Genomic DNA, 23,950 nt, shown 5'->3' with positions numbered 1-23,950 from the left:
CCGCGTAGACGGTGTGATCAGAACATGGGCAGGTCTCCTGGCTCATGAATATGCGCTCCCTCGCCTTCCCATTTCTCAGAAACAGTGGCGTTGAAGGAGCAAACCCATTTACAGTGGCGGGACCGCGCCGGAGTTGAACCGGCTTCCCTATTATGAGGCGTCGAGCGCCTCACCCATGATCGTTATGTAAGATTATCCACTCAGAATTATACACAAGTTTACAAGGATAGTGAATCTTTTTTCACATCCAGCATGTCGAATGCCGTCTTCGAAGGGCTTTGAGAATCCATTCATGATATAATGGACCATATTGAGAGATTCATCGGCCCAGCGCGTCAACATGATAAGGAGTTTTTTTATGTCAATTCGATATGCATTGCTCGGTTTATTGGCCAAGCAACCTCAGACGGGCTATGACCTGTTCCATACATTCAAAACACAGCAAATCTACTATTGGAGCTCTACCCACTCCCAGGTTTACAAGGAACTCGGGAAGATGGAAGAAGAACATCTGACCACTCATGATATCGTCTATCAGGAAGGCAGCCCCAATAAGAAGGTATACACGATCACCCCTGATGGAGAACGCCACCTGATCGAATGGATGATCCATACCAAGAGCAAACCAGCCAAGATCAAGGATGAGTTCCTGATCAAGACTTCTGCCTTTCACGTTATTTCAAAAGAAGAAGCCATCTCTCTCCTTCATCGGATGAAGGCGCACAACGAAATGGTGGTCACCGGGACCGGGCAGTGGAAGGAACAGACGTTTCAAGGCAAAAAGCCCGGGTATGAGCAGGTTGGAGAATATTTGACTGCGGAGTATGGAATCAGGTACGCGCAAATGTATGTCGATTGGTGTGACTGGGCGATAAAGGAGATTCAATCTCTTCCTGAAAATACGGAATCTTGACAACTACTATGAATTGGAGGACGAATTGATGGGTGCACATACACATTTGGCAACATTCGCAGGCGGATGCTTCTGGTGCATGGTGAAGCCTTTTGATGAGCTGCCGGGTATACACGGAATCGTTTCCGGCTACACGGGAGGGCACATCAAGGACCCGGCTTATAAAGAAGTGAAAGAAGGAAACAGCGGTCACTATGAAGCGGTTCAGATCACATATGATCCCGAGCTCTTCCCTTACGAACGGCTGCTGGAGTTATATTGGCCACAAATCGATCCAACGGATGATGGCGGCCAATTCCAGGACCGTGGTGATCAATACCGCACGGCCATCTTTTATCATGATGAAGATCAGCGGATTGCAGCAGAAGCCACAAAAAAAGAGATCGAAGAAAGCGGCCGGTTTAAACAACCCATCGTGACGGCGATTCTCCCTGCTTCCACTTTTTATCCTGCTGAAGACTATCACCAGGACTTCTATAAAACAAATCCGGATGAATACAAGAAAGACCGTTCCAAGTCCGGGAGGGACGAATTCATCGAGGAAAACTGGAAAGAATGATCACAAAAAGGCCGCGTGGGTGTAAACATCCACGCGGCCTTTTATTATCCAGTGGCTCTTCCATCTTTCGCTTGTTCCTCGAGGATCAGCTCTGCCGTCAGTTGTCCTGACAAAGAAACCATCGGGACCCCTCCACCTGGATGGGTCGATCCCCCCACAAAATATACATTGGACAAGATCCGGCTTTTATTCGGAACCTTGAAGCCTCCATTCAATTTCCGATCCGTCACCGTTCCATAGATCGAACCGCCATTCGACCCATAAAGCTTCTGAATATCATTCGGTGTAAAGGTGTATTCAAACTCGATGTGTTCCCTGAGCCCTTCCACACCCATGCGCTCCAGCTTGTTCAGGATCACTTCCCTGTATGCTTCTTCATGCCGGCTCCAGTCTTCTCCTTTTTTCAATGGAGGCACATGTGTGAGGATGAATAGATTCTCTTTTCCCGCAGGTGCCTGAGAAGGATCCGTTTTTGATGAGATCCCGATATAGACCGTGGGATCATCCGCCATTTTCTTTTCTTCGAAGATCTGATGAAATTCTTTCTTCGGGTCTTCACTGAAGAAGAAGTTATGATGAGAGAGATGGTCATACGTCTTGTCTACGCCAAGGAGCATCACCAGGCCAGATACGGATGGTGCATACTTGCTCAGCTGCTCCACTTCCGTTTTCGCTTCAGGCAGCTCACCGAGAAGTGACTGATAGGCTGGGATCGCCTCGAGATTGGAGATGACGAGTTCTGCAGGAACCACCTCACCAAGCTTCGTTCGTACACCCTCTGCGCGGCTACCCGTCGTCACGATATCCTCCACCTCACAACGAAGCCTCACGTCGACACCAAGCTCACCGAGGAGTTTCTCCATCGCTTCTGCGATTTTATACATCCCGCCTTTGACGTAATGCACACCGATCCCCAATTGAACGTGAGTCAATTGGGACATGATCGCAGGGGATTGATACGGAGATGACCCTACATACATGATCAAGAAATTGAACAGCTGCCTCAGATGTTTATCCTTGATGAACTTGCGGGTGGCGGCATCCATCGACTTCATGGGATCCATCTGGAGAAGTTCCTTCACCCCGTGCATCATCCGCAGATCCTGAAGACCGCTGATGCTTTTTTTGTAGAAGCTTTTCATCGTCAACTCATACATCTTACTGCCATAGGAGAGGTATTGAAACAGCTGCTCGGCATCTTCAGGGGACTGCTTTTTGATCTCAGCAAGCAGGGTGGGCAGATCCGCTGACAAATCGATGACCTTCCCATCTTCAAAAAATGTCCTCCAGCCCGGATCGACCCTGACGATTTCAATATAATCATGCACATCACGATCCGCATGGGCAAACACCTTTTCCAAGACCCACGGCATGGTGAGGATCGATGGACCCGTGTCAAAGGTGAATCCTTTCCCATTCCGCTGGTTGAGTTTCCCACCAAGCCTCTCCCCTTTCTCCAAGATGGTCACCGCATGTCCTTCCGCCGCCAATCTGATGGCCGCAGACATCCCTGCAATACCTCCACCGACAATGACTACTTTCCTCTTCATACTTCTTCCTCCTTCAATATCAGGTTTATCCGCTACCCATTCTAGCCAGTTTTCACAGAATCTAATCGACTAAAGGTATGGAGACGAGCGTTCATGACTAAAATGGCAGTAAAAATGACTGATAGAGGTGTATGAAATGATACTTTGGATCACTGCCATTCTTCTGACGTTCGTCTTATTCCCAAAGGTTCACCGATTGAAGAAGGAAATTCATGTCCAAAAAGCATTTCTTGTAAAAAAATGTTCTGTCATCATACCTGCACGGAATGAGGAACACACCATAAGCAGGCTTCTTGAAAGCCTCTCGACACAACTGGCCACCCCCTTTGAAGTGATCGTCGTAAATGATGGATCAACGGACAGGACGAAAGAGGTGGCAAGTTCTTATGGGGTACAGATCGTAGATGCCCCCCCTCCACCTGAAGGGTGGGCAGGTAAAACGTGGGCGTGTTGGAACGGGGCAAAGGTCGCGCGTGGAGATACCCTGATATTCTTGGATAGCGATACATGGCTCGGGAGTTCGGGACTTCTCAAACTTTGTGAGGCATATGAAGAACAACATTCCTCCGGCATCCTCACGATCCAGCCTTATCACGTAATGAAGCACAGTCATGAACCGTTCTCCCTTTTCTTCCAGCTCATCATCATGGCCTCTGTTCATTTCCTGGGCAGGGCTCGTGGCGGCTACGGTCAGTGCATGATCTGTTCAAGGGAAAGCTATGAACGACTAGGTGGTCATGAAGACATGAGACAGGAGGTGGTCGAGCATTACTCGTTCGCCAAGAAGGCTTCAGGAAGCGGAGAGAGGGTGCGTGCGCTGAGTGGTAAAGGAGCGGTCAACATGAGGATGTATGAAGGCGGGATCAAGGAGCTGATTGCAGGTTGGTCCAAAAGCTTCGCTTCCGGAGCGAAATCGGGACAACCACTTGCGACGATAGTCACATGCGTGTGGATCGGCACCATGGTGTCCCTGCTTGCCCAAGGTTTCGACCGGGTGATGGAAGCCCCTTATGTTTATATAGGAGGATATGGAATCCTCGCTTTGCAGCTATATTTGATTGCCAGGATGATCGGAAACTTTTCATTATTGGATACTCTTCTATTTCCGGTGCATCTACTATTCTTCCTCCTTGTGTTCACCCACTCATTCCTGCAGACGTTTCTGAAGAGGAAGGTTAAATGGAAAGGACGGTATATTGTCCTTGATAAAGGGAAGGACGAAAAAATGAAATGATCCTTTACTATATCTTGGCGTGGGTGGGCATCCACCTCTTGTCGGCTTATGGCTGTTCACGCCTGAAGGAGAGGACCCTCCTTCGCCTTACACTTATATTCAAACCGAGGGATTTCGAAGGAGCCGGGTGGTTCAAGGTCTTGGCGGTGCGGAGGTGGAAAAGCTGGTTCCCTGATGCAGGGGGATGGTTCCGTAACGGGATCTCAAAGAAAGAAATCGGCCTCAACTGTCATGGCGGCAGGACTCGCTTCCTCGCCGAATTGAACCGGGCAGAGCTGTGCCATTGGCTCCAGCTTATCCCCTCCCCATTTTTCATCCTGTTCGGCGGAGGGGGGGTCGGCTGGTGGATGGGGGCATACGGGATCGCATTCAACCTGCCTCTGATCCTGATTCAACGGTATAATCGAAAGAGGCTATTGGGGATCATGCGGGGTGATGAACCGATCATGCATAGTTCCCTTGGAGTTGTGCACCTTAAGCATAAGGACCGGGGAAGTCCTCCACCATGAAACGCCATCAATCGCTCGACCTCCCCGGTTCTTTCTCCCTCTCCATGAAGTGAAATACCTCCGTCGCCGGAAATCTTCCGACGATTTTTTTTATGCGGAGCGTTTCTCCCTTCAGCCACTTTGAAAAATCGATGGCCACACCCCGGGATCCGCTCCCCAAGCCCACTACGGCCGATAGGTTTCTGCAGTCGAATGCTACCGTATGGATTGTCCCGTTCCACTGCTCATAGTCTTTTTTAAAGATCCTGCTCTCTTCATGATGAAAGCTTTCGAATCCCCCTATTAGAGTAATGGGACCTTCCATCATGTCATTCAAATGCCCCAACCGCTCTTTGGACTCAGAGATGTGAAAACGGTTCTCCGCCAGAAGATCAGGGGATTGAAAATGATTGGCACAGACAAGACTGAAATCGGATTGATAGGATTGCACACCTCTCGGGCTTGCTTCCACAACTGCCGATTTCCCCCTTCGATCATGGATGGAATAATTGAAGCTTTGACGGTGGGGAAGTTCCCTGAGGAGTGAGACCGCTTCTTCCGTTGTGGCGCATGTATCAAGGACCATTCTCGCTAATGTCGTACATATGAGGCCTTTCCCTGGATTCACGCGATTGACGAAATGAAAGCCCAGGGCGAGACCTTCTTCATTCAGGCCGTCGATACGGCCGATCCCCCTGCCCGAAAATCCGATGCTCGAATAGGCTCCTTCTGTTTGAGTCAAGAGCAACCTCCCTTCATAGGTTTTCGGATGAAAATCATAGTTGCGGACATAGATCCCGTCTTTTGCCAGTGCCGAACATCCGGATACGGGCCAGTCTGCCTGATATCCTGAATACTCATGGACCGTTTCTTCCAATGACCAACCGATTCCTTCGGCAAACCCGTTGATTTCCTCCCACAAAGAAGGATCATACTGCATGTAGAGATTCCTCACCTCAGACAGTTCTGTCGCATAGGAATTCCGGGACTTCTTCCTTCTCTCCAGATGGAAAGCGTAAAGGGGGGATTCTTTCAATTGATTCCCAAGGTCCACTCCCACTGCATAGGGCGTCCCTCTTGAACCAATGACACTTGCTTTGACCAATTGCATACAGGTCGCCTTCCTTTCATATGGGCTTCACCAGTCTCAGGAAATGCAGGATCCATTCGTTGAACCCCCTACGGACGTCAATGTAAAAAAAGGAGCGGGGAATTTGCCGCTCCTTTTCCGTCAATCTTTTTTCAAATAGGTCCAGCCATCTTCCTGATAGATCTTGCCTTCTTTCATCATCATGCCCAGTGCCCGCTTAAATGATGCCTTACTCATATTGAAACGATCCTTGATCTCATCAGGAAGGCTTTTATCCCAATAAGGCATGGAGCCGTTACGTTCAAGGAGGTATTCGAAGATGATCTCGGCATCATCAGACATCTTATCCTGCTTTAATGGAAGGAAAGATACATTGAGGGAACCATCTTCTTTCACATCGATGACCCTCCCTTCGACCATTTGACCGAGGCGCGGTTCTTCGCGACGCTCATTTTCATGGACGAAGCAGCGATAGCCCTGCTCCGACAAGAAGAATGTGCCCACTCGTAAGAGGCGGTAAACCCTTCCCTGGATGCTGGCCTTGTTCATTTCGGAAGACGCTCTTCTAGCCACCTGTTCAATGATGTTCTCCGTTGCCAGACGGCCATATAGCCTGTCCTGCTTATCGCGGTTCAGGGTCATGAACAGCTGATCTCCCGGTTCCGGCCACAGTGAAAAGAATTTCGGTAGATCGTCACCTGAAACCAGGATATCCTTTGGAAGACCGATATTGACGAATACACCGAGATCCTCATGCTTATCCACTACTTCTGCCCAACCGTAATATCCCACCTGGATTTTAGGAATACGCATCGTCGCAGCCAGTCTTACTTCTTTATCATGATAAAGGAACACAGTTACCGCATCCCCTTCTTGAAGTTCTTCGGTCATTTCAGAGTGGTGAAGCAGCACTCGATTTTCACCATCGGTTAAAAAGAATCCGTATGGCATTTCCTGGTCGGCTGTCAGCTCCGCTACCACGCCCGGTTTTAATGAAGACATTGTATTTCCTCCTGCCGTTAACAAGTATTAAATAATCGTATTCCCTAAATATAGCCTGTTTCCTATCTTATGTATAGGGCGAGCGACCATTTAGGAATAAAGAATCAATTTAGAAAAGAGTGAAAAAAAGAACATTTAACACATATATTGACCCATTTCGAATGATTTTGATATGATTCATCTATTCTGATTATAATAAAATACATGAACCCTTGTATAAGTTCAAGAATATGGCTTGAACGTTTCTACCAGCTACCCTAAATGGCTTGTCTACAAGAAGATGAATGTTTTCATATACATTCCTTTTGTAGAGTAAACTCTGGTCTGGGGCCGGGGTTTTTTTATTGTTCTCATCCTAGGAGGGTTATTATGAAAGCATTCTTCAAATTTGAAGAACGTGGTACAAACTACCGTAAAGAAACATTGGCAGGCATTACAACCTTCCTATCCATGGCATATATTCTGGTTGTCAATCCGATTATATTAAGCCAGACAGGCATGGACAAAGGTGCCCTTTTCACCGCTACTGCGCTCTCTGCCATCGTGGGTTCGCTCCTGATCGGACTGTTGGCTAACTTCCCTGTTGGGATTGCACCAAGTATGGGGCTCAACTCCTTCTTCACGTTTTCTGTCTGTATCGGAATGGGTGTCCCTTGGGAAACAGCACTGACCGGTGTCTTCATTGCCGGCATCATCTTCATGATCCTGAGCTTGATGAAAATACGCGAAAAAATCATCAACGTCATCCCATCCGATCTGAAATTCGCTATTGCCGGGGGTATCGGATTCTTCGTTGCCTTCATCGGTTTTAAAAATGCCGGGCTGATCCAGGCGAATGCAGATACCATTGTGTCTATAGGAAACCTCGGGGCACCGGGAGCACTGCTCGCTGTCTTTGGCTTTATCGTCACTTTGATGCTCCTTGTGAAAGGCATCAAGGGAGGGATTTTCTACGGGATGGTGATCACGACCATCCTCGGCATGATTGTCGGACAAATCGACGTGCCTCATTCCGTCGTTGGAGCGGTACCGAGTCTTTCACCTACCTTCGGCGTCGTGTTCAGTCACCTCGGCGATATCTTCTCACTGAAGATCTTCGCCGTCATCTTCACCTTCCTATTCGTGGCGTTCTTCGACACAGCCGGTGCTTTGATTGCCGTCGCAAGTCAAGCAGGTTTGATGAAGGACAACCAGATACCGAATGCCGGACGCGCCCTGCTGGCTGATTCCGCCTCTGGTGTTGCCGGATCCATCTTCGGGACTTCCACAACGGCATCTTTTGTAGAATCATCTGCAGGAGTTGCTGTAGGAGGGAGAACGGGCTTCACTTCCGTGATCATTGCTCTTGGATTTGCAGTTGCCCTGTTCTTCTCGCCGATCCTCTCGGTGATCACACCAGAAGTGACTGCGCCCGCCCTCATCATTGTCGGTGCCTTGATGGCAACGGAAGTCCGACACATCAACTGGGGCAAGCTCGAAATCTTCATCCCGTCCTTCCTAACCATTATCATGATGCCACTCACTTCAAGCGTCGCGACAGGTATTGCTGCAGGATTCGTCCTGTATCCCTTCGCCATGATCGCATCGAAAAAGGCCAGGGAAGTTCATCCGATCATGTATGTACTGGCGGCACTGTTCATCTTATTCTTCGCCGTCTCATGAATAAAGAAAGAGGACCGGAATCTCATCCGGTCCTCTTTCTTTTATTAGTTGCGATTCGGGAATACGCTTCGGATCATGCCACTGATTTCTTCTCCGAGGCCTTCGATCGGCTGACCGTTCTTCACCTTGCCGGAATAATCCTTCATGCGGTCAACGAATGCAGGGTTGGTTGAAATGTAGACGTTATGGATGCTTCCATTTGTTTCCTTCACTTGCTTCGTGATCTTGTCTTCAAGGTCCTTGCTCAATTTTCCATTATCAAGGACTGCCGCTACATAGGCATTATGGTCGGTCGCCATGACATAGGAGCTCTTTACGTTATCAAGGTTGGCAACTTTATTGGCCGCCTCCTCAGAGATGGAGTAGTTCCCATCATTCATCATTCCATCATTCATTTGATTGTTGTTATAGTCACGTTCGGCCTGGTTGTCATAGTTCACGTTTTGAAGGTTGTCATTCATACCTTCTTTATCTGTGCCGTTTTTTGAAGCACATCCAGCTGCTGCTGCGGAGATCATCAAGATCGATGCTCCCGTAAGGATCAATTTTTTCATTTTTCTTTCCTCCTAGTTCGTATTCCTCCTTACTATCCCCGATCGTGAACATCCTATTCATACAAAAAGCGATCCTGGGTTTATGGCCCAGGATCGCTTTCATTTCATCCATTTGATCGTTTATACTGATACCTTTTCCATTGAAATCGAATGAAGCAACCGATGCAGAAGCCCAGCAATGCCACGGCAGCCGATACGAATACCAGAGCGGTGAACACGACCGAAGCGACCGACCACCCTGCAAGGGAGGATGTGTAGCCCGCAGCCAGACAAATCACTGCAATCGTACTGTTGAACCTTTGTTGGTCTGCGTCCTCCTGAATATAGCTGGAGGCATCTTTTCTTAAAAACGCCCTGCCCGCTTTTACGATCGGATTGAACCCTAAAAAGGCACCACAGGCATTGGCTGCCAATGGGACCAGAAGGAAATGCTCCACCTGAAAGAACCAGAAGCTGAGAACAAAAAGGATGATGCTCCACTGATTCAACTGGACAAGAGGTTTGGGAATCGTTTTCGGTTTCATATACAAATCCGACCTTTCCGATTTGTTTTGTTACTTATCATACATCGTGGCTAAAGAAATAGCAAAACTTTTATTCCATCTCTCAACTCACTCATCCCTTGGCAAATCACTTGGGAGTAAAACTGCATGAATGGCCAAAAGAGCCGACTTCCCTATCTTTTTGAGTCTTATGCATGGTATAATCTTTTAGATTGAGTATTAGGAGGGTTTCATACATGATCCAAGTATCAGATGTAAGTTTGCGTTTCGGCGACCGAAAATTATTCGAGGACGTCAATATAAAATTCACACCGGGGAACTGTTACGGCTTGATCGGTGCAAACGGTGCCGGCAAGTCCACATTCTTAAAAATATTATCAGGAGAGATCGAATCCCAAACCGGCCATGTTTCCATGGGGTCAGGTGAGCGACTCGCTGTCTTGAAACAGAATCACTTTGAATATGAAGAACATGAAGTCCTGAAAGTAGTCATCATGGGACATAGCCGCCTTTATGAAGTAATGCAGGAAAAAGACGCCATTTATATGAAAGAGGACTTCTCTGATGAAGATGGCATGAAAGCAGCGGAACTTGAAGGTGAGTTTGCAGAATTGAATGGGTGGGAAGCCGAGTCAGAAGCCGCGATCCTCCTAAAGGGTCTTGGAATCGGTGAAAACCTCCATACAAAGCTGATGTCGGAGCTTACCGGTGGAGAAAAAGTAAAAGTACTCCTTGCACAGGCACTATTCGGCAAACCCGATGTCCTGCTTCTTGATGAGCCGACGAATAACCTTGACCTTCAAGCAATCCAGTGGCTCGAAGACTTCTTGATCAATTTCGAGAACACCGTCATCGTCGTATCCCATGACCGTCACTTCCTGAATAAAGTATGTACGCATATTGCGGACCTTGATTTCAGCAAGATCCAGATTTATGTGGGGAACTATGACTTCTGGTATGAGTCCAGCCAGCTCGCTCTAAAGATGGCACAGGATCAAAATAAGAAAAAAGAAGAGAAAATCAAAGAGCTCCAGGCTTTCGTTGCGCGTTTCAGTGCCAACGCATCCAAGTCGAAACAGGCGACTTCCCGTAAAAAATCCCTTGAGAAAATCAGCCTTGATGATATCAAGCCAAGCTCAAGGCGCTACCCTTACGTTCACTTCCAAACCGGACGTGAAATCGGAAATGACGTCCTTCGCGTAGAAGGCCTCAGCAAAACGATTGATGGCGTGAAGGTACTGAACAATGTCAGCTTCATCATGAACAAGGAAGATAAGATTGCCCTTGTCGGTAAGAATGAAATTGCCAAAACAACCCTTTTCAAAATCCTCGCTGGAGAGATGGAGCCGGATAGCGGTTCTTTCAAATGGGGTGTCACAACGAGTCAGGCATACTTCCCGAACGATAACTCGAAGTACTTCCAAGGTAGCGAACAGACCCTTGTCGACTGGCTTCGTCAATATTCACCAGATGATGAGAGCGAAACGTTCCTGCGCGGATTCCTTGGCCGCATGCTCTTCTCCGGAGAAGAAGTATTGAAAAAACCGAGCGTGCTTTCCGGAGGGGAAAAAGTACGCTGTATGCTGTCGAAGATGATGCTCAGCTCATCGAACGTGCTTATGCTCGATGAACCGACGAATCACTTGGACCTTGAATCCATCACTGCCCTCAATAATGGGTTGATCAATTTCAAAGGCGCCATGATTTTCGCTTCCCATGACCATCAGTTCGTCCAAACGATCGCAAACCGCATCATTGAACTTACCGATGAGGGACTAATCGACAAAGAATCTTCTTATGATGAATTCCTTGAAATGAGAGCGGCACAAAAAGCCTGATAAAATAAAAGCCTCGCCGGAAGCATCAAGTTTCCGGCGAGGCTTTTTTCATGTCTTTTTTGCAAGGAATGCTTTGATCTGGAAATAACTGATTTCATCAGGTAGGAGCTCTTTGATAGGCTTGAGTTTATCCGAGCCTGCCTCTTTCACTGCCCCCCTGATCAACCCTTCCTCCTCTTCTGAAAACAAGCGCGTCCAATCCTTTCCTACCCCTTCTTCGTAGGCACGGGCGATATGATTCTCAATCGTCGTCGAACTCATACCTCTACGTGATGCAATCTGCTTTGGGTCGTATCCTTCCATGAACAGCTGATAGCTCACGATATGTGAAGGCCCCTCTTCTTCCATCCATTCTCCGGGCTCTTCCTCCATGACTGCCCTCTCCTCAAAGTCTGCAATTCCTTTCAGGAACGCATCTCCATATTTAACGAGCTTATTCTGTCCCACTCCGCTCACATCGAGGAATTCATCCCTTGATTTAGGGCGCTTATCGCTCATGTCATGAAGCGTCTTGTCCGAGAAGATGACAAATGGCGGAACCCCAGCTCCTTCTGCCAATTCTTTCCGGATTTGACGTAGTGATTCGAAGAGGGGATCTTCCTTCTGGATGACCCTGACCGTGGTCTTTTGAATCTTCCTTGAAATCGACCGCTGCCCCAACAGGACCTCTTTTCCCTTTGAAGACACTTTAAGGATGGGGTAGCTCCCCCCTTCTACCGCAATCACCCCTTCGGCGATCAGATACTCAATGAAAAGGGAGACATCTTTTTGCGATTGGTCTTTCATGAGTCCGTATGTGGAAAGCTGATCAAAACGCCAATCTTTGATTTTTTTATTCTTTGATCCGGTCAGGACCCCGGCAATCAGGGAGGTACCGAATCGCTCATTCATCCTGAGCATACAGGACAGGACCATCTGAGCTCTGACCGTCACATCTTCCTGTTCACGATCATCAAGGCAGTTGCTGCATTTCCCGCATCTTGCATCACCCTCCTCTCCGAAGTAGGTGAGGATATACTGTTGGAGGCATGATTCAGTGTGGGCAAAATCAATCATCTCCCTGAGCTTTTGCATTTCGTTCATCTGCATGTCGGGTGAAATATTCTGCTCGATGATGTATCGCTGAGTCTGAATATCCTGAGGAGCGAATAGGAGTATGCATTCACTATCGACTCCATCACGACCTGCCCGTCCGGCTTCCTGATAATAGCCTTCCATATTCTTCGGCAGTTGATAGTGGATCACATACCGCACATTCGATTTATTGATGCCCATTCCGAAGGCATTCGTGGCCACCATGATGGAAATCGAGTCGTTCAGGAATGCATCCTGCTGCTCTTCACGGAGACTATCGGACAAACCACCGTGGTATTTGCCGACCGCGATCCCCTTCCGCTCGAGAAGCTGATGCAAAGCTTCGACTTCCTTTCTTGTGGCACAGTAAATGATCCCTGAGTGATCCCTGTTCTTTTTAACATAGTTTTCAACCCATTTTTTTCGATTTTCCCCTTTGACGACTTGGAAGAACAGGTTATCCCGTTCAAATCCCGTCAATACCATATTCTCATCACGAATGTGAAGGTGATGTAGGATATCCTGCTGAACTTGTGGGGTTGCCGTTGCCGTCAAAGCGAGGATAACAGGATTTGTCGGGAGTTGGGTCACAGCCGAGGAGATGTTCATGTAGCTCGGCCTGAAATCGTGTCCCCATTGGGAGAGGCAGTGGGCTTCATCCACCGCTACCAGGGGGATGGGCAAGGTTTGGAGGAATCGAAGGAAACTCCTTGATTCCAATCGCTCTGGTGCGATATAAAGGAGCTTATATTCACCTGCTGACAAGCCAGCCATCGTTTCATCCGTTTCTCTTGCTGTAAGTGTACTGTTTATGTAAGTAGCTGGTATCCCTTGTTGGATAAGGGCATCTACCTGATCCTTCATCAAGGATATCAGCGGTGAAATGACGACGGTCACTCCATCCAGGAGCAGAGACGGGACCTGGTAACAAAGGGACTTCCCTCCTCCAGTCGGCATGATTCCGACGGTGTCTTTTCCGGCTAAAACGTGTCGGACAATTTCATCCTGTCCGGTTCTGAATGAATCATAGCCGAAATACTCTTTTAAAACATTCGTTGCTTGCTGCAAACCTTCGACCTCCTGTCATGATTGTGTTCCCCTAATTGTAAAACAGATTTTCCTATCTGCCAATAAACAGTCCACAGTAAAAATGAACAAGGCGGTCACGGATTTCCGTGATACCGCCTCTCATTCAAAACCACTTGATTTCTTTGGAATCCTTTTTATCTTCGTTCGGTGCCGTCCCTTTCCAGAATTGCTCCCATACGGTACGACGCGTTTCTTCAGGCTTTTTTGTCTCATTCTCTTTTTTCACAGCCACCGTGCTCCCTCCTTGAAGTCAGAATACAATACAGTGTATTCACCTACCCGGAAAAGCGTTTAGCATTTGGGCGGGCAAAAGAAAAAAGAACCGACATTTGTCGGTTCCGATCAGGAAGTCTTCAAGGTAGGGTGGGGATTATCCACAACCTGCAGAACCTTGGTTGACTGTACCATGTCTTCTTTACATAATGGACACTTAGGTGTGTCTTCGCTTTTGAAATTATCTCTCATCCAGCCTTTACAATCTTCAGCGGAACAAGCCCAAATTTTTGTTTCTTCCGTTTTAATTTCTTCCTCAACTTGATTTCTACGACCAAAAGCCATTGAATGTCCTCCTTTAAGATAAGTAGGATTTTCCCGCTAAGCTTTCTAACATGGAAAAAATAAAACTGCTGTAGATGGTAAGGGTTGATGAATATATGCTCTAGGTTCACTTCTATTGTACCATACTTTTACTTTTAAATATAGTGAACACTGCTTCTCCCCCCTAGTATGGATGAAACCCAAGGAAAATATGCAAGATCTCCTCCCTCATTTTATGATGCTATCCAGGGTAATATGCCGATCTCCGGGCAGGATAAAGGGTAAATGAGTGTTGTCAGGGTGATGTGAATCATGTTCAGGAGTAAACAACAGAAACCTTTCGGCAGCGTCCTTTCAGACGCTTTGAATGGGCGAATACAAACCAGCAGCGATCTCGTGTTAAGGCATGTGGTGAAAAGCTCTCAAGCTTTCACCATCGCGTATTTGGAAGACCTTATCGATTCAGAGGCTCTGCATAGTCACATACTGAGGCCGCTTGAAGACTGGCCTGACCCTTTGTCAGACGAAGAAGTCCGTAACGTGATTTCCATCGGTGGGCTTTCAACCACAGAGTCCATCGATGACGCAGTCAGTCACCTTCTCAACGGTGCGGCCATCGTCTTCCAAGAAGAATCAAAATATGCAACGATAGCAGATATCAGTGATCCGGGTACAAGGAGCCTGGAGAAGGCTGAAACCGAATCACTCGTTTTCGGTCCGAAGATTTCATTTACCGAGTCGATATCGCAAAACCTCAATCTGGTCCGGGCCAATGTAAATGACCCCAACTTATGCGTGGAAACCTTCGAAGTCGGCGACCGGCTGAAACGCAAGGTGCAGATGGTCTATATCAGGGACCTTGCCGATGAAGAGAATGTAAATACCTTCCGTCAGCGCATCCGGGACATTGAAGTGGACAGCATTTTGGACTCAACGGTCCTGACCCAGATGATCGAGGATAATTCTTATACGTTTTTCCCACAGTTCCTTACAACGGAACTCCCTGACCGGGTGAGTGTTTCACTTCTGCATGGTAAGGTAGGTGTCCTGGTGGACAGGAGTCCGACGGTCATCATCGGCCCATCCACTTTCCTGAGTTTTTTTGAATCCACTGAAGATATCTATCTACGTTGGAACATGGGGACATTCCTCCGCATTGTCCGTTTCATAGCCATCTTTTTCTCGATCCTGCTTACCCCTGCGTACGTGGCCGTCATTACGTATCATTACGAGGTGATTCCATCCGCACTGCTTGTCTCGCTCGGCCAATCGCGCTCGAACGTCCCCTTCCCTCCCGTCTTTGAAGCGCTGCTATTGGAATTCATCATTGAGTTACTAAGGGAGGCAGGAGCAAGGTTGCCGACCAAAGTGGGTCAGACGATGGGTATCGTCGGAGGGATCGTGATCGGGCAGGCTTCTGTTGAAGCGGGATTTACAAGCAATATCCTGATTATCATCATCGCCATCAGCGCCTTGGGCTCTTTTACCGCTCCAAGCTATGCCATCGGGACGGCTGTCAGGGTGATCCGGTTTCCACTGATCGTCATGGCTGGTCTATACGGAGGGCTGGGGATGATGTTTTGTTTCTGCTTCCTACTCATCCACCTATTAAGGCTTACCACACTGGGACGGCCTTATTTATCACCAGCTTATCCGTTCAGGTACCAGGATCTGAAATACAGTCTCTTCCGTCTCCCCTATCAGTTCCTATCCAAACGACCGGTCACCAATCACCCTAGTGATACAGGACGGATCCCGGAAGAGAAAATCAAACATAAAAAATGAATGCACAACATGAGAGTGGGAAAGGAAGGTCATCATGACAGTCAATCTGAATCCCAAGCCGAAATCGATGATCAATGCCTTTTTGGTCATGTTCATCATCCATACAGCCCAGACCGGCGTAGGTATTGCCGGCCTCCCCCGTGTCGTCTTCATGGAGGCAAGCAGGGATGCTTGGATTTGTGTTTTCCTATCGGGTCTTACTATCAGCCTGGTGCTTTTCGTCATGGTCGCCATCATGAAGTCGTATGACTCGGCTGATCTTTATGGGATCCATAAGGATGTCTATGGAAAATGGCTGAGTGTCTTTTTCAATTGCATTTATATCGTCTACCTTCTCTGTGTGACCTTCATCATCATGATGAATTACATTGAAATGGTCCAAGCCTGGATTTTCCCAAAGATCCAGCCTTGGCTCGTAATGGGCCTCCTCCTTATTCTATTGGCCTATGGTGTGAGCGGAGGCTTCAGGGTTGTAGCGGGGATCTGCTTCCTCGGCTTCATATTTGCCTTTTGGCTCGTGTTCATGATCTACACCCCCGTCAAATTCATGAGCTTTGACCATTTGCTCCCGGTCATGACGGCTTCAACGGATGAACTGATGAAAGGGATTTATAAAAGCAGCTTTTCCATGGTAGGTTTCGAGCTCCTTTTTGTCTATTATCCTTATATCAAAGAGAAGCAGAAAGTCTTGAAATATGCCTTGATCGGTTCAGGTTATACCACGATCCTATTCACGGTACTGACCGTCGTTTCGATCGGTTTCTTCTCTCATGAGACACTGATGAAAACGATTTGGCCCGTCCTTTCCATGTTCAAAATCCTCAGGATCCCGAACTTGGAGCGCTTTGAATTCATCGCCGTGTCCTTTTGGATGCTCATCATCCTTCCAAATATATGCGTTTACTTTTGGAGTGCGGTAAGGGGTATGAAACGGACTTTCAACCTCTCACATAAGAAGACGATCCTGATCTTTTCACTTATGATTTGGGGTGTTTCCATCTTCCTGGAGAGTAGGACCCTCATTAACACGATTACCGACCGGATCGCTACGGGAAGTTTCATTCTTTCATTTGTCTATCCTTTCATCCTTTTGATCCTGGTAAAGTTCAGGACTAAACTGATCAAGAGGAGGAATGACTCTTGAAAATTCTTTGTATTCTTTTCTCAAGCATGCTCTTGCTTACAGGATGCTTAGAAACCAAATATCTTGAAAAATTGGGGCTCATCACGGCTGTCGGTTATGATAAAGCAGATGATGATAAAATCAAAGGCACCACCGTTCTTTATCAATTCAACCCATCAATGGATGAAGTAGAGAAAACATTGACCACGACCGCACGGACATCCAAGGGAGTCAGGCTCTCTCAAAACCTGGATACCGATCATAAACTCGTATCCGGACAGCTCAGGGTCGCGGTCTACGGAAGGGATATCGCGGAAGAAGGAATCGCTCACCTTGTGGATACACTCGAAAGGGATTCCTCCATTGGCAATATGGTGTACCTGGCTGTGGCGGAATCGACTGCTGAAGAAATTTTAACGTTCCCCTTGAAAGAAGAACCTTCCAATACAGGGACGTATCTTTATAATCTCATCCAGCAGAATGTAGAAGGGGATGCGATCATCGCTCCGACTCTGCAGGAATTCGTTACAGACTACGGAAGCGTAGGTAAGGATGCAATCCTGCCTATGCTGTCGATCACGAATGGAGACCTGGGAGTGGAGGGATTTGCTCTATTCGATCAAGATCGCTATGTCCAAAGCGTCGGGAAGGAGAAATTTTTCTATATACGCTCTCTTATTGAGAATAATGAAGTCGGCAGTGTGGAATTGGGTGTGCCATTAGAAGCCTTCAAGGATCATCTATCCAAATGGGACCGAGAAGATCAATCGGAGGAGAATCTGTTCATCACCCTTGACAGCATACGGTCTTCCTTCAAGATCCGGTTGCCCGACCGGGATGAGCCGGATTTCCACATAACCCTCAAGGTCAAATCACGCTTACTGGAAATGTCGGAGGAGCTTCAACTTGGCAACCCGAAAATCATCAAACTGCTTGAAAGGAGTATTAACAAAAAGATGGAAGAGTCCATAGAAGAGATCCTTTCTTTTCTGCAGGAAAATCATACGGATCCCGTCGGTTTCGGGATGAAATATATGAGCGTTAGGGGACATCAGGATCTGACCCGTAAACAATGGACAGACATTTACAAAAAAGCAACCTTCCATGTGAACGTCGAAAATGAAATCGTCCGTACCGGCGTGATCAATTAAAAGGGCCGACACTGGTCGGCCCCTACTGATTGGTTATATAGTCACGGAGATCCTCGGTCAGTTCATTGGATGGCAGATGTTCCGCCGGCTTCCCGTCTTTGAACAGGATCAGACCGATGAATAGCTGAAGATCATCATCACAGGCCTCGCAGAATTCAATTTCTTCCGGATTCCAAAAGGCAATTGAATGAATATGTTTGGCTTTCATATTCGGATATAGGGATCGGTGATGGTGGATCTGTTCCTTATATTTTTCAATGGCCTCGACGTCATTGTCGAAGGTCCATTCTTCCACGATATCACGTTCCCAATTTTCAAAGAACCACCATGGTTCAGCATCGCTTTTCGTTTTGACCACTTTCCAATTCGATTCCATATTCCCACTCCTTCTCCCCAAATTGTACAAAAAAACAAGGAAAATGCAAACATTTCAATTCTATCCCCTGGCCGGAGACAAGTTCTCGTCCTGCGATGCATAGTTATAGGACAAGAACACTACAGGGGTGAACGCATGAAATTTTATTCCATTTCCAAAAGAAGATTCCTGATCACAGGGTTGCTGATGGTGGTGATATTGACTGCAGCCAGTCTATGGTATTTATCGAATCGGAATGACTATCCGACCGTTTCCCTCCCAGGTGGCAAAGCCCAAGTGTTTCAACTGGTAACTGGGGAATTCTCCTCAGAACTCCCCGGTGGGAAGAAGATCGAAGCTTACCGATGGGACCCCGGGACCATCGTCGTTGAAAGCGGAAAAGAAGTTGAACTACGGATCCTAGGAGTGAACGGGCATGAGCATCCCTTTCATATTGAGGGAACGAATGTGACCGGAGTGGTTAAAAAAGGGGAAGAAACAGTGGTGCACTATACCTTTGCCGATCCAGGGACCTATAAACTCGTATGCGACCTGCATGAGACAATGGAGCAGAACGGTCCCATGATTGCTTACATTGTCGTTCAATGAGGAGGATTCCCCCGTGGGTGCCTCACTCCGGTGTTTCCGTACAGAGGTTGGTGAATGCGTGGAGGCGGTCCTTTGAAGGATAATGGCTGACAAGATCCAATAGATAATCATGGATTTTTCCCTGCAGAAGAAGTATACTCTAACTTGTATGACCTCTTAATAAAGGAGCCAACCTCCATTGTCTATTCTTTTTATGCAGGAGTTCATTGATTTTTATCTGAGCCCGATCCACTTCAGCATCCTGCTGTTATTCATCCTGATCCTGTTCCTGAATCAATTCCCTTCTCCGTTCAAGCTTTATTCCCACTCACCCTATAAACGGATCGATGGGGTACAAAGGGTCGCGGAAGTACAGACAGACCAGAATGATACGGTCGGCACCAGATTGATCAAAATGATGAAATTCCTCTTTTATCATGCAGAAAGTGATGAACCGTCCTCCATGGATTGTCTATCCATTTAACAATCCAATTACTCAAGGAGGAACACATCATTGAAGAAATTAACGATATCATTACTTGTACTCATAACCGCCATCACACTCGGGGGATGTCAGAGCGCTACGACTGACGGGGCATTCTTCCATGATTATTTCGTCAATCCCTTTGCCTACCTGATTCACGAGATCGGCACATTCCTAGGTGGAAACTTTGGACTGGCTCTCATCGTAATCACGATTCTTATTCGTTTGATCTTGCTTCCATTCATGCTGCGCACCTATAAAAATCAGCAGGAAATGAAAGTGAAGATGGACGTGATGAAGCCTGAAATGACGGCTATCCAGAAAAAGATCAAAGAAACGAAGAATAAGGAAGAGCAGCAGAAACTGCAGCAGGAAATGATGCAGTTATACCAAAAGCATGGCGTCAATCCACTGAACATGGGCTGCCTCCCTTTAATCATCCAGACACCGATTCTTATCGGTCTGTATTATGCCATACGCTCTTCTACAGAAATTGCCGATCACTCATTTCTATGGTTCAATCTCGGAGAACCGAATATCGCCATGGCCGTCATCGCCGGAATTGTCTACCTTGTTCAGTCGAGGGTGACCCTGATCGGCATGACTCCTGAGCAGCAGAAGCAGATGAAGATCCTTGGTCTTCTCTCACCTGTCATGATCTTCATATTCTCATTGAATGCGCCATCGGCCCTTCCCCTCTACTGGGCAGCAGGTGGAGCCTTCCTGATCGTCCAGACGCTTATCGGGAAAAAGCTTTACGCACCAAAGGCCGTTGAGAAAGAATCAGAACCTGCAAAGTAATAAATTTTTGTCATAGTAAAACCCGAAACCCTTTTCCTTATATCTGGAAAAGGGTTTCGGGTTTTTATTTTGTTTCATGAGCCTTTAAAATGTTTCTAGCGGTTGATTGGAGTGCAAGACGAAGAATCCTGCGGCAAGAGTAGCTGAATTGATACCCAGCAGGCTTGCCGAGGAGGCTCACAGGCTACCCGCGGAAAGCGAAGTCTTACATGGTAATCATAAACGGTATAAAGAACCTGCTCTGAAAGTGTCCGTCACGAAATGGTATCTTATTATTTTTTCTAACCCTCGTTTTTTCTTAAGGAGGGGCTATTGAGCATTTCTTCTCCTCATAAAGGTAGTACCTGCAATGACCATGATGATGAGATAAAGATAAAATGGCAGCATGATATATCCTTTTTCAGGGGAGCCATTGTGAACGGTTCCCGGTCCATTTGTTGCAAGGGCATGATCCTGTTGCAGATCTGAGGAGGCGTCGATCCGTTCCAATTTCGTGGACGTGATCTCGTCCCCGTCTCTGTTAAACAGTGTCAGAAGCCCGTCCGCGCTCATTTTCTCGCTGATACGGCCATTGATTGGCTGGGTATAATGAAAGTCACTTGTAAGTCTGAAACGCTTCCCATCGAATGTGAACACCGTATCCTTCGGGATGTACTCCGAAGTGAATCTGTCCAGTCCGTAATCGAGAAGTTTCTTCGTATCATCGTATATGGCCGGTTTAGATTGAGCCTTCATCGTCACGACGACAAGAGAAACGTCATCTTTTTCAGCCGTTGTTACGAGGGTATGCCTGGATTCATCAACAAATCCGTTCTTTCCACCGGTCACCTCAGGGTAAGGAAGCTCTCCCTTCACCATTTTGTGGGCATTGTACAAGGTGGTATCCCAGCTTTCTGAAGACCAATCCATAGATTGGATGCCGAAAAGACTTCTGAATGTATCATTCTGCATGGCATAGCGTGTGATTTCTGCCATATCTTTGGCTGTCGTATAGTGATTTTTGTCGAATAATCCATGGGCGTTTGTAAAGTGGGTGTGCTCCACTCCTGCCTTTTCCTTCAAGAACGTATTCAGTTTGTCGACAAATTCATCCTCCGATCCTGCGACATGCTCCGCAATGGCCACTGCGGCGTCATTCCCGGAATTGATGAGAAGTCCTTCGAGCAGCTGTTCCATGCTCATCTTTTCCCCTTCTTCCAAGTACACGGTCGATCCATCAGTGCTGGCTGCCTTTCGGCTGATCGTCACCTCTTCATCGAGGGCACTGTGCTCGATTGCATAGATGGCTGTGGCGATTTTGGTGATGCTAGCCGGGTACATTTTCTTCTCGGCATCTTTGGAATAAAGGAGGCTGTCTGTATTCGTATCCAAAACTACAGCGGTCTCGCTGTAGACATTTGTTGGTTTTTTTGCGGGTGCCTCTTCGGCAGTCGCTGTCGTTGCAGAACATAAGCCGAATAATAAAGCGGCTGCTGCGATTCGTTTCATCATGTCCACTCACCTGTCATTTCAATGTTTACACCTCAATCATTCTATCAAAAAATTGAAGTGCTTAAACACTATTCCCAGTGATTTGTTAAGAAATTGAAAGAATATTGTCAGATAATGACATATTTTGCGGTCGCAAGGGTTACGGATTTCCAATTTCACTGCGATTGTTCTACAATAGAGACAGCAGATGAAACCTTTTTTATCACCGGAACGTATAGACAGTCAGCATATTTTTTAAGGGGTAGATGAGATGAATACATTTCTACAAGTCTTGACGAGATCAGGAATCGGGTGGGGTGCGGGAGCAGCCGGATTCTTCACCTATCTACTGGCATTCGACCTGGGATTTTTCATATCCGTCCCGGCAGCCGTCGGTACCAGCTTTCTCGCCTTCTATTCCACGAAGCAGATCCAGAAGCAAGTGTGGCTTAAGAAGAACGGTATCACCCGCAGGGAATATCTCTTCATCACCAGGAACCTAAAAGAAGCTAAACTTAAAATAAACAGATTGCAAAGGCAGCAGCTCAAGGTTAGATCACTTGGGGCCTTCAGGCAGATCCTTGAGTTGAATCGATTGAGCAAGAGGATCTACCAGCTTGCCAAACGGGAGCCCCGGCGGTTCTTCAAGGCAGAGTCGTTCTTCTACTACCACCTTGATTCCGTTGTTGAAATCACTGAAAAGTATACGTTTCTTGCGTCCCAACCAGGGAAAGACAAGGAAGCATTCAGATCCCTTCAACAGACGAAGACGACACTTGATGAACTCTCCCTTTCACTCGAGCAGGATCTGCGCAAGGTACTGGCCGATGACATGGACACCCTTCACTTTGAGTTGGATTTTGCCAAAAAAAGATTGGAAGAACAAAAAACGATAAAATGATGACGACTGGAGGAATCCCCCATGGAACAACGCAAAGAATACTCGGAACTTGATCAGCTATTATCAAACCCCTTCGATGAGGGTCTCTCCCCGCAGCCTCAGAAGGCAAACGGCCTCATGGAGCGCCTGCCAGAAGAGCAGCAGCAAAAGGCGAAGCAGCTCGCAGAACAGATCGATTACAAAGATTATGAAGCCATCCTGAAGTACGGGACGGCCGCCCAATCCCAGCTCTCAAATTTTTCGAACTCGATGCTTGATCACGTTCAAAAACGGGATATCGGACCGATCGGGGACGTGCTCGGGGACCTCATGAAGAAACTGGAGCTCATGAACCCCGATGAATTGAATTCAAAGCAAAAAGGGGTCTTCAAACGGTTGTTCCGTAAAGTCTCATCATCCATCCAGGAAGTCCTTTCCAAGTATCAGAAGATCGGATCTCAAATCGACAGGATCTCGGTCAGACTCGAGCATTCTAAAAAGACCCTGATGGACGACAATCGCCTCCTTGAGACGCTGTATGAAAAAAATAAAGACTACTTCCACGCCCTCAATATGTATATTGCAGCGGCCGAATATAAACGGGATGAGATTCAAGGGACCCTCCTTCCGACACTCAGGAAAAAGGCAGAAGAAAGCGGCGACGAGCTCTTATACCAGGAAGTCAATGACACCACCCAGTTTCTTGACCGATTGGAAAAGCGGATCCACGACCTTAAGCTGAGCCGGCAGATGACGATTCAATCCGCTCCTCAGATCCGCCTTATCCAGAACACCAATCAGGCACTTGCTGAGAAAATCCAGGCATCGGTCCTCACGGCCATCCCGCTATGGAAGAATCAGATTGCCATCGCCCTTACCCTGCTGAATCAGCAAAAAGCCGTCACAGCTCAGAAACAGGTATCGCAGACAACCAATGATCTCCTTCTGAAGAACTCAGAGATGTTGAAAGTCAACAGCATCGAAACAGCAAAAGAAAATGAGCGAGGCATCATCGATATCGAGACGTTGAAGAAAACGCAGGAAAATCTTATCACAACAATCGAAGAGACCTTGGCCATACAGGCAGAGGGGCGACAAAAGCGCCAGCAGGCCGAGCAGGAAATGGTTACGATGGAGCAGGAACTGAAGCAAAAACTCATCGAAATCAGAAAATAATCAAGCAAAAAAACCGAGCGATCATAGGATCGCTCGGTTTTTTC

Annotated in this window: 24 protein-coding genes and 2 riboswitches; of the genes, 14 read left to right on the top strand and 10 right to left on the bottom strand. The window is 47.2% G+C overall.

The genetic code is table 11. The annotated features are described in order from the left end of the window. Positions 1-10: 10 nt before the first annotated feature. Positions 11-192: riboswitch (cobalamin riboswitch) on the bottom strand. Positions 193-358: 166 nt separating this feature from the next. Further along, on the top strand, positions 359-913 hold the full coding sequence (locus AF331_RS04350; RefSeq protein WP_053426926.1) for a PadR family transcriptional regulator: 555 nt from the start codon (positions 359-361) through the stop codon (positions 911-913). A 28-nt stretch (positions 914-941) separates the two neighbouring features. Beyond that, complete coding sequence (gene msrA / locus AF331_RS04345) at positions 942-1,472, top strand: peptide-methionine (S)-S-oxide reductase MsrA (RefSeq protein WP_053426925.1); 531 nt, start codon at positions 942-944, stop codon at positions 1,470-1,472. Positions 1,473-1,516: 44 nt separating this feature from the next. On the opposite strand, the gene AF331_RS04340 is transcribed toward msrA, so the two are convergent. Next, on the bottom strand, positions 1,517-3,022 hold the full coding sequence (locus AF331_RS04340; protein WP_053426924.1) for a phytoene desaturase family protein: 1,506 nt from the start codon (positions 3,020-3,022) through the stop codon (positions 1,517-1,519). Positions 3,023-3,158: 136 nt separating this feature from the next. On the opposite strand from AF331_RS04340, the gene AF331_RS04335 reads away from it, so the two are divergent. Both AF331_RS04335 and AF331_RS04330 read left to right on the top strand, forming a co-directional pair. Further along, positions 3,159-4,256: a glycosyltransferase family 2 protein gene (locus AF331_RS04335; RefSeq protein ID WP_053426923.1), complete on the top strand. Its 1,098-nt coding sequence runs from the start codon at positions 3,159-3,161 to the stop codon at positions 4,254-4,256. After that, complete coding sequence (locus AF331_RS04330) at positions 4,253-4,765, top strand: glycosyl-4,4'-diaponeurosporenoate acyltransferase CrtO family protein (RefSeq protein ID WP_053426922.1); 513 nt, start codon at positions 4,253-4,255, stop codon at positions 4,763-4,765. The genes AF331_RS04335 and AF331_RS04330 overlap by 4 nt, the downstream gene beginning before the upstream one ends. Before the next feature lie 7 nt (positions 4,766-4,772). On the opposite strand, the gene AF331_RS04325 is transcribed toward AF331_RS04330, so the two are convergent. After that, a complete protein-coding gene (locus AF331_RS04325; protein ID WP_053426921.1) occupies positions 4,773-5,855 on the bottom strand; it encodes a C45 family autoproteolytic acyltransferase/hydolase in 1,083 nt (360 codons plus the stop codon). Positions 5,856-5,975: 120 nt separating this feature from the next. After that, complete coding sequence (locus AF331_RS04320) at positions 5,976-6,836, bottom strand: CvfB family protein (protein ID WP_053426920.1); 861 nt, start codon at positions 6,834-6,836, stop codon at positions 5,976-5,978. 192 nt (positions 6,837-7,028) lie between these two features. Further along, a riboswitch (purine riboswitch) is annotated at positions 7,029-7,129 on the top strand. A gap of 76 nt (positions 7,130-7,205) precedes the next feature. On the opposite strand from AF331_RS04320, the gene AF331_RS04315 reads away from it, so the two are divergent. Beyond that, entirely contained in the window at positions 7,206-8,498 is a 1,293-nt protein-coding gene (locus AF331_RS04315) for an NCS2 family permease (RefSeq protein ID WP_053426919.1), read from the top strand. A gap of 44 nt (positions 8,499-8,542) precedes the next feature. Here AF331_RS04315 and AF331_RS04310 read toward each other — a convergent pair whose 3' ends face one another. After that, positions 8,543-9,052, bottom strand: coding sequence for a YhcN/YlaJ family sporulation lipoprotein (locus tag AF331_RS04310; protein WP_053426918.1), 510 nt, complete (start codon positions 9,050-9,052; stop codon positions 8,543-8,545). Positions 9,053-9,156: 104 nt separating this feature from the next. Then, a complete protein-coding gene (locus AF331_RS04305; RefSeq protein WP_053426917.1) occupies positions 9,157-9,576 on the bottom strand; it encodes a DUF4395 domain-containing protein in 420 nt (139 codons plus the stop codon). Positions 9,577-9,791: 215 nt separating this feature from the next. Here AF331_RS04305 and AF331_RS04300 point away from each other — a divergent pair, with 215 nt between their 5' ends. Beyond that, on the top strand, positions 9,792-11,393 hold the full coding sequence (locus AF331_RS04300; protein ID WP_053426916.1) for an ABC-F family ATP-binding cassette domain-containing protein: 1,602 nt from the start codon (positions 9,792-9,794) through the stop codon (positions 11,391-11,393). Positions 11,394-11,441: 48 nt separating this feature from the next. Here the strand turns inward: AF331_RS04300 and recQ are convergent, their stop codons facing one another. From recQ to AF331_RS04290, 3 genes are all read right to left on the bottom strand, one after another. Continuing rightward, complete coding sequence (recQ, locus tag AF331_RS04295) at positions 11,442-13,535, bottom strand: DNA helicase RecQ (protein ID WP_053426915.1); 2,094 nt, start codon at positions 13,533-13,535, stop codon at positions 11,442-11,444. 124 nt (positions 13,536-13,659) lie between these two features. Then, the gene (locus AF331_RS23005) at positions 13,660-13,788 is read right to left on the bottom strand and encodes a hypothetical protein (RefSeq protein WP_258523399.1); all 129 of its coding nucleotides are present in this window, start codon (positions 13,786-13,788) and stop codon (positions 13,660-13,662) included. 110 nt (positions 13,789-13,898) lie between these two features. Next, complete coding sequence (locus AF331_RS04290; RefSeq protein WP_048003775.1) at positions 13,899-14,114, bottom strand: cold-inducible protein YdjO-related protein; 216 nt, start codon at positions 14,112-14,114, stop codon at positions 13,899-13,901. A gap of 291 nt (positions 14,115-14,405) precedes the next feature. Between AF331_RS04290 and AF331_RS04285 the strand changes: the two genes are divergently transcribed. Genes AF331_RS04285 through AF331_RS04275 form a run of 3 tightly spaced genes read left to right on the top strand, consistent with a single transcriptional unit; the run spans position 14,406 to position 18,152 of the window. Then, positions 14,406-15,878, top strand: a complete 1,473-nt coding sequence (locus AF331_RS04285; RefSeq protein WP_053426914.1) for a spore germination protein — start codon at positions 14,406-14,408, stop codon at positions 15,876-15,878. Positions 15,879-15,912: 34 nt separating this feature from the next. Beyond that, a complete protein-coding gene (locus tag AF331_RS04280; RefSeq protein WP_053426913.1) occupies positions 15,913-17,022 on the top strand; it encodes a GerAB/ArcD/ProY family transporter in 1,110 nt (369 codons plus the stop codon). Next, positions 17,019-18,152, top strand: coding sequence for a Ger(x)C family spore germination protein (locus tag AF331_RS04275; protein ID WP_053426912.1), 1,134 nt, complete (start codon positions 17,019-17,021; stop codon positions 18,150-18,152). The genes AF331_RS04280 and AF331_RS04275 overlap by 4 nt, the downstream gene beginning before the upstream one ends. A gap of 22 nt (positions 18,153-18,174) precedes the next feature. Here the strand turns inward: AF331_RS04275 and AF331_RS04270 are convergent, their stop codons facing one another. Then, a complete protein-coding gene (locus AF331_RS04270) occupies positions 18,175-18,528 on the bottom strand; it encodes a DUF1033 family protein (protein ID WP_053426911.1) in 354 nt (117 codons plus the stop codon). A gap of 135 nt (positions 18,529-18,663) precedes the next feature. Here AF331_RS04270 and AF331_RS04265 point away from each other — a divergent pair, with 135 nt between their 5' ends. The 3 genes from AF331_RS04265 (at position 18,664) to yidC (ending at position 20,380) form a co-directional block, all read left to right on the top strand. Then, a complete protein-coding gene (locus AF331_RS04265; RefSeq protein WP_053426910.1) occupies positions 18,664-19,116 on the top strand; it encodes a cupredoxin domain-containing protein in 453 nt (150 codons plus the stop codon). Between the two features lie 178 nt (positions 19,117-19,294). Then, a complete protein-coding gene (locus AF331_RS04260) occupies positions 19,295-19,579 on the top strand; it encodes a hypothetical protein (RefSeq protein ID WP_148984335.1) in 285 nt (94 codons plus the stop codon). 30 nt (positions 19,580-19,609) lie between these two features. Continuing rightward, complete coding sequence (yidC, locus tag AF331_RS04255) at positions 19,610-20,380, top strand: membrane protein insertase YidC (protein WP_053426908.1); 771 nt, start codon at positions 19,610-19,612, stop codon at positions 20,378-20,380. Positions 20,381-20,689: 309 nt separating this feature from the next. On the opposite strand, the gene AF331_RS04250 is transcribed toward yidC, so the two are convergent. Further along, on the bottom strand, positions 20,690-21,868 hold the full coding sequence (locus tag AF331_RS04250; RefSeq protein ID WP_082346855.1) for a D-alanyl-D-alanine carboxypeptidase family protein: 1,179 nt from the start codon (positions 21,866-21,868) through the stop codon (positions 20,690-20,692). 253 nt (positions 21,869-22,121) lie between these two features. Here AF331_RS04250 and AF331_RS04245 point away from each other — a divergent pair, with 253 nt between their 5' ends. Together AF331_RS04245 and AF331_RS04240 are read left to right on the top strand one after the other, a co-directional pair. After that, positions 22,122-22,751 (top strand): 5-bromo-4-chloroindolyl phosphate hydrolysis family protein, encoded by a 630-nt coding sequence (locus AF331_RS04245; RefSeq protein ID WP_053426906.1) that lies wholly within the window; start codon positions 22,122-22,124, stop codon positions 22,749-22,751. Between the two features lie 21 nt (positions 22,752-22,772). Next, the gene (locus AF331_RS04240) at positions 22,773-23,906 is read left to right on the top strand and encodes a toxic anion resistance protein (protein WP_053426905.1); all 1,134 of its coding nucleotides are present in this window, start codon (positions 22,773-22,775) and stop codon (positions 23,904-23,906) included. The last annotated feature ends 44 nt before the right edge of the window (positions 23,907-23,950 follow it).

Source organism: Rossellomorea marisflavi (assembly GCF_001274775.1).
Taxonomy (GTDB): domain Bacteria; phylum Bacillota; class Bacilli; order Bacillales; family Bacillaceae_B; genus Rossellomorea; species Rossellomorea marisflavi.
Note: the sequence above shows the minus strand (reverse complement) of the source record. Positions and strands in the feature narration are given on the sequence as shown.

Coding starts and splice junctions, on each gene's coding strand:
- AF331_RS04250 (WP_082346855.1), bottom strand. CDS start 21,868: ATGAAACGAATCGCAGCAGCCGCTTTATTATTCGGCTTATGTTCTGCA.
- AF331_RS04280 (WP_053426913.1), top strand. CDS start 15,913: ATGACAGTCAATCTGAATCCCAAGCCGAAATCGATGATCAATGCCTTT.
- AF331_RS04305 (WP_053426917.1), bottom strand. CDS start 9,576: ATGAAACCGAAAACGATTCCCAAACCTCTTGTCCAGTTGAATCAGTGG.
- AF331_RS04270 (WP_053426911.1), bottom strand. CDS start 18,528: ATGGAATCGAATTGGAAAGTGGTCAAAACGAAAAGCGATGCTGAACCA.
- AF331_RS04285 (WP_053426914.1), top strand. CDS start 14,406: ATGTTCAGGAGTAAACAACAGAAACCTTTCGGCAGCGTCCTTTCAGAC.
- AF331_RS04350 (WP_053426926.1), top strand. CDS start 359: ATGTCAATTCGATATGCATTGCTCGGTTTATTGGCCAAGCAACCTCAG.
- AF331_RS04330 (WP_053426922.1), top strand. CDS start 4,253: ATGATCCTTTACTATATCTTGGCGTGGGTGGGCATCCACCTCTTGTCG.
- AF331_RS04310 (WP_053426918.1), bottom strand. CDS start 9,052: ATGAAAAAATTGATCCTTACGGGAGCATCGATCTTGATGATCTCCGCA.
- AF331_RS04290 (WP_048003775.1), bottom strand. CDS start 14,114: ATGGCTTTTGGTCGTAGAAATCAAGTTGAGGAAGAAATTAAAACGGAA.
- AF331_RS04335 (WP_053426923.1), top strand. CDS start 3,159: ATGATACTTTGGATCACTGCCATTCTTCTGACGTTCGTCTTATTCCCA.
- AF331_RS04325 (WP_053426921.1), bottom strand. CDS start 5,855: ATGCAATTGGTCAAAGCAAGTGTCATTGGTTCAAGAGGGACGCCCTAT.
- msrA (WP_053426925.1), top strand. CDS start 942: ATGGGTGCACATACACATTTGGCAACATTCGCAGGCGGATGCTTCTGG.
- AF331_RS04315 (WP_053426919.1), top strand. CDS start 7,206: ATGAAAGCATTCTTCAAATTTGAAGAACGTGGTACAAACTACCGTAAA.
- AF331_RS04265 (WP_053426910.1), top strand. CDS start 18,664: ATGAAATTTTATTCCATTTCCAAAAGAAGATTCCTGATCACAGGGTTG.
- AF331_RS04245 (WP_053426906.1), top strand. CDS start 22,122: ATGAATACATTTCTACAAGTCTTGACGAGATCAGGAATCGGGTGGGGT.
- AF331_RS04320 (WP_053426920.1), bottom strand. CDS start 6,836: ATGTCTTCATTAAAACCGGGCGTGGTAGCGGAGCTGACAGCCGACCAG.
- AF331_RS04340 (WP_053426924.1), bottom strand. CDS start 3,022: ATGAAGAGGAAAGTAGTCATTGTCGGTGGAGGTATTGCAGGGATGTCT.
- AF331_RS04240 (WP_053426905.1), top strand. CDS start 22,773: ATGGAACAACGCAAAGAATACTCGGAACTTGATCAGCTATTATCAAAC.
- AF331_RS04300 (WP_053426916.1), top strand. CDS start 9,792: ATGATCCAAGTATCAGATGTAAGTTTGCGTTTCGGCGACCGAAAATTA.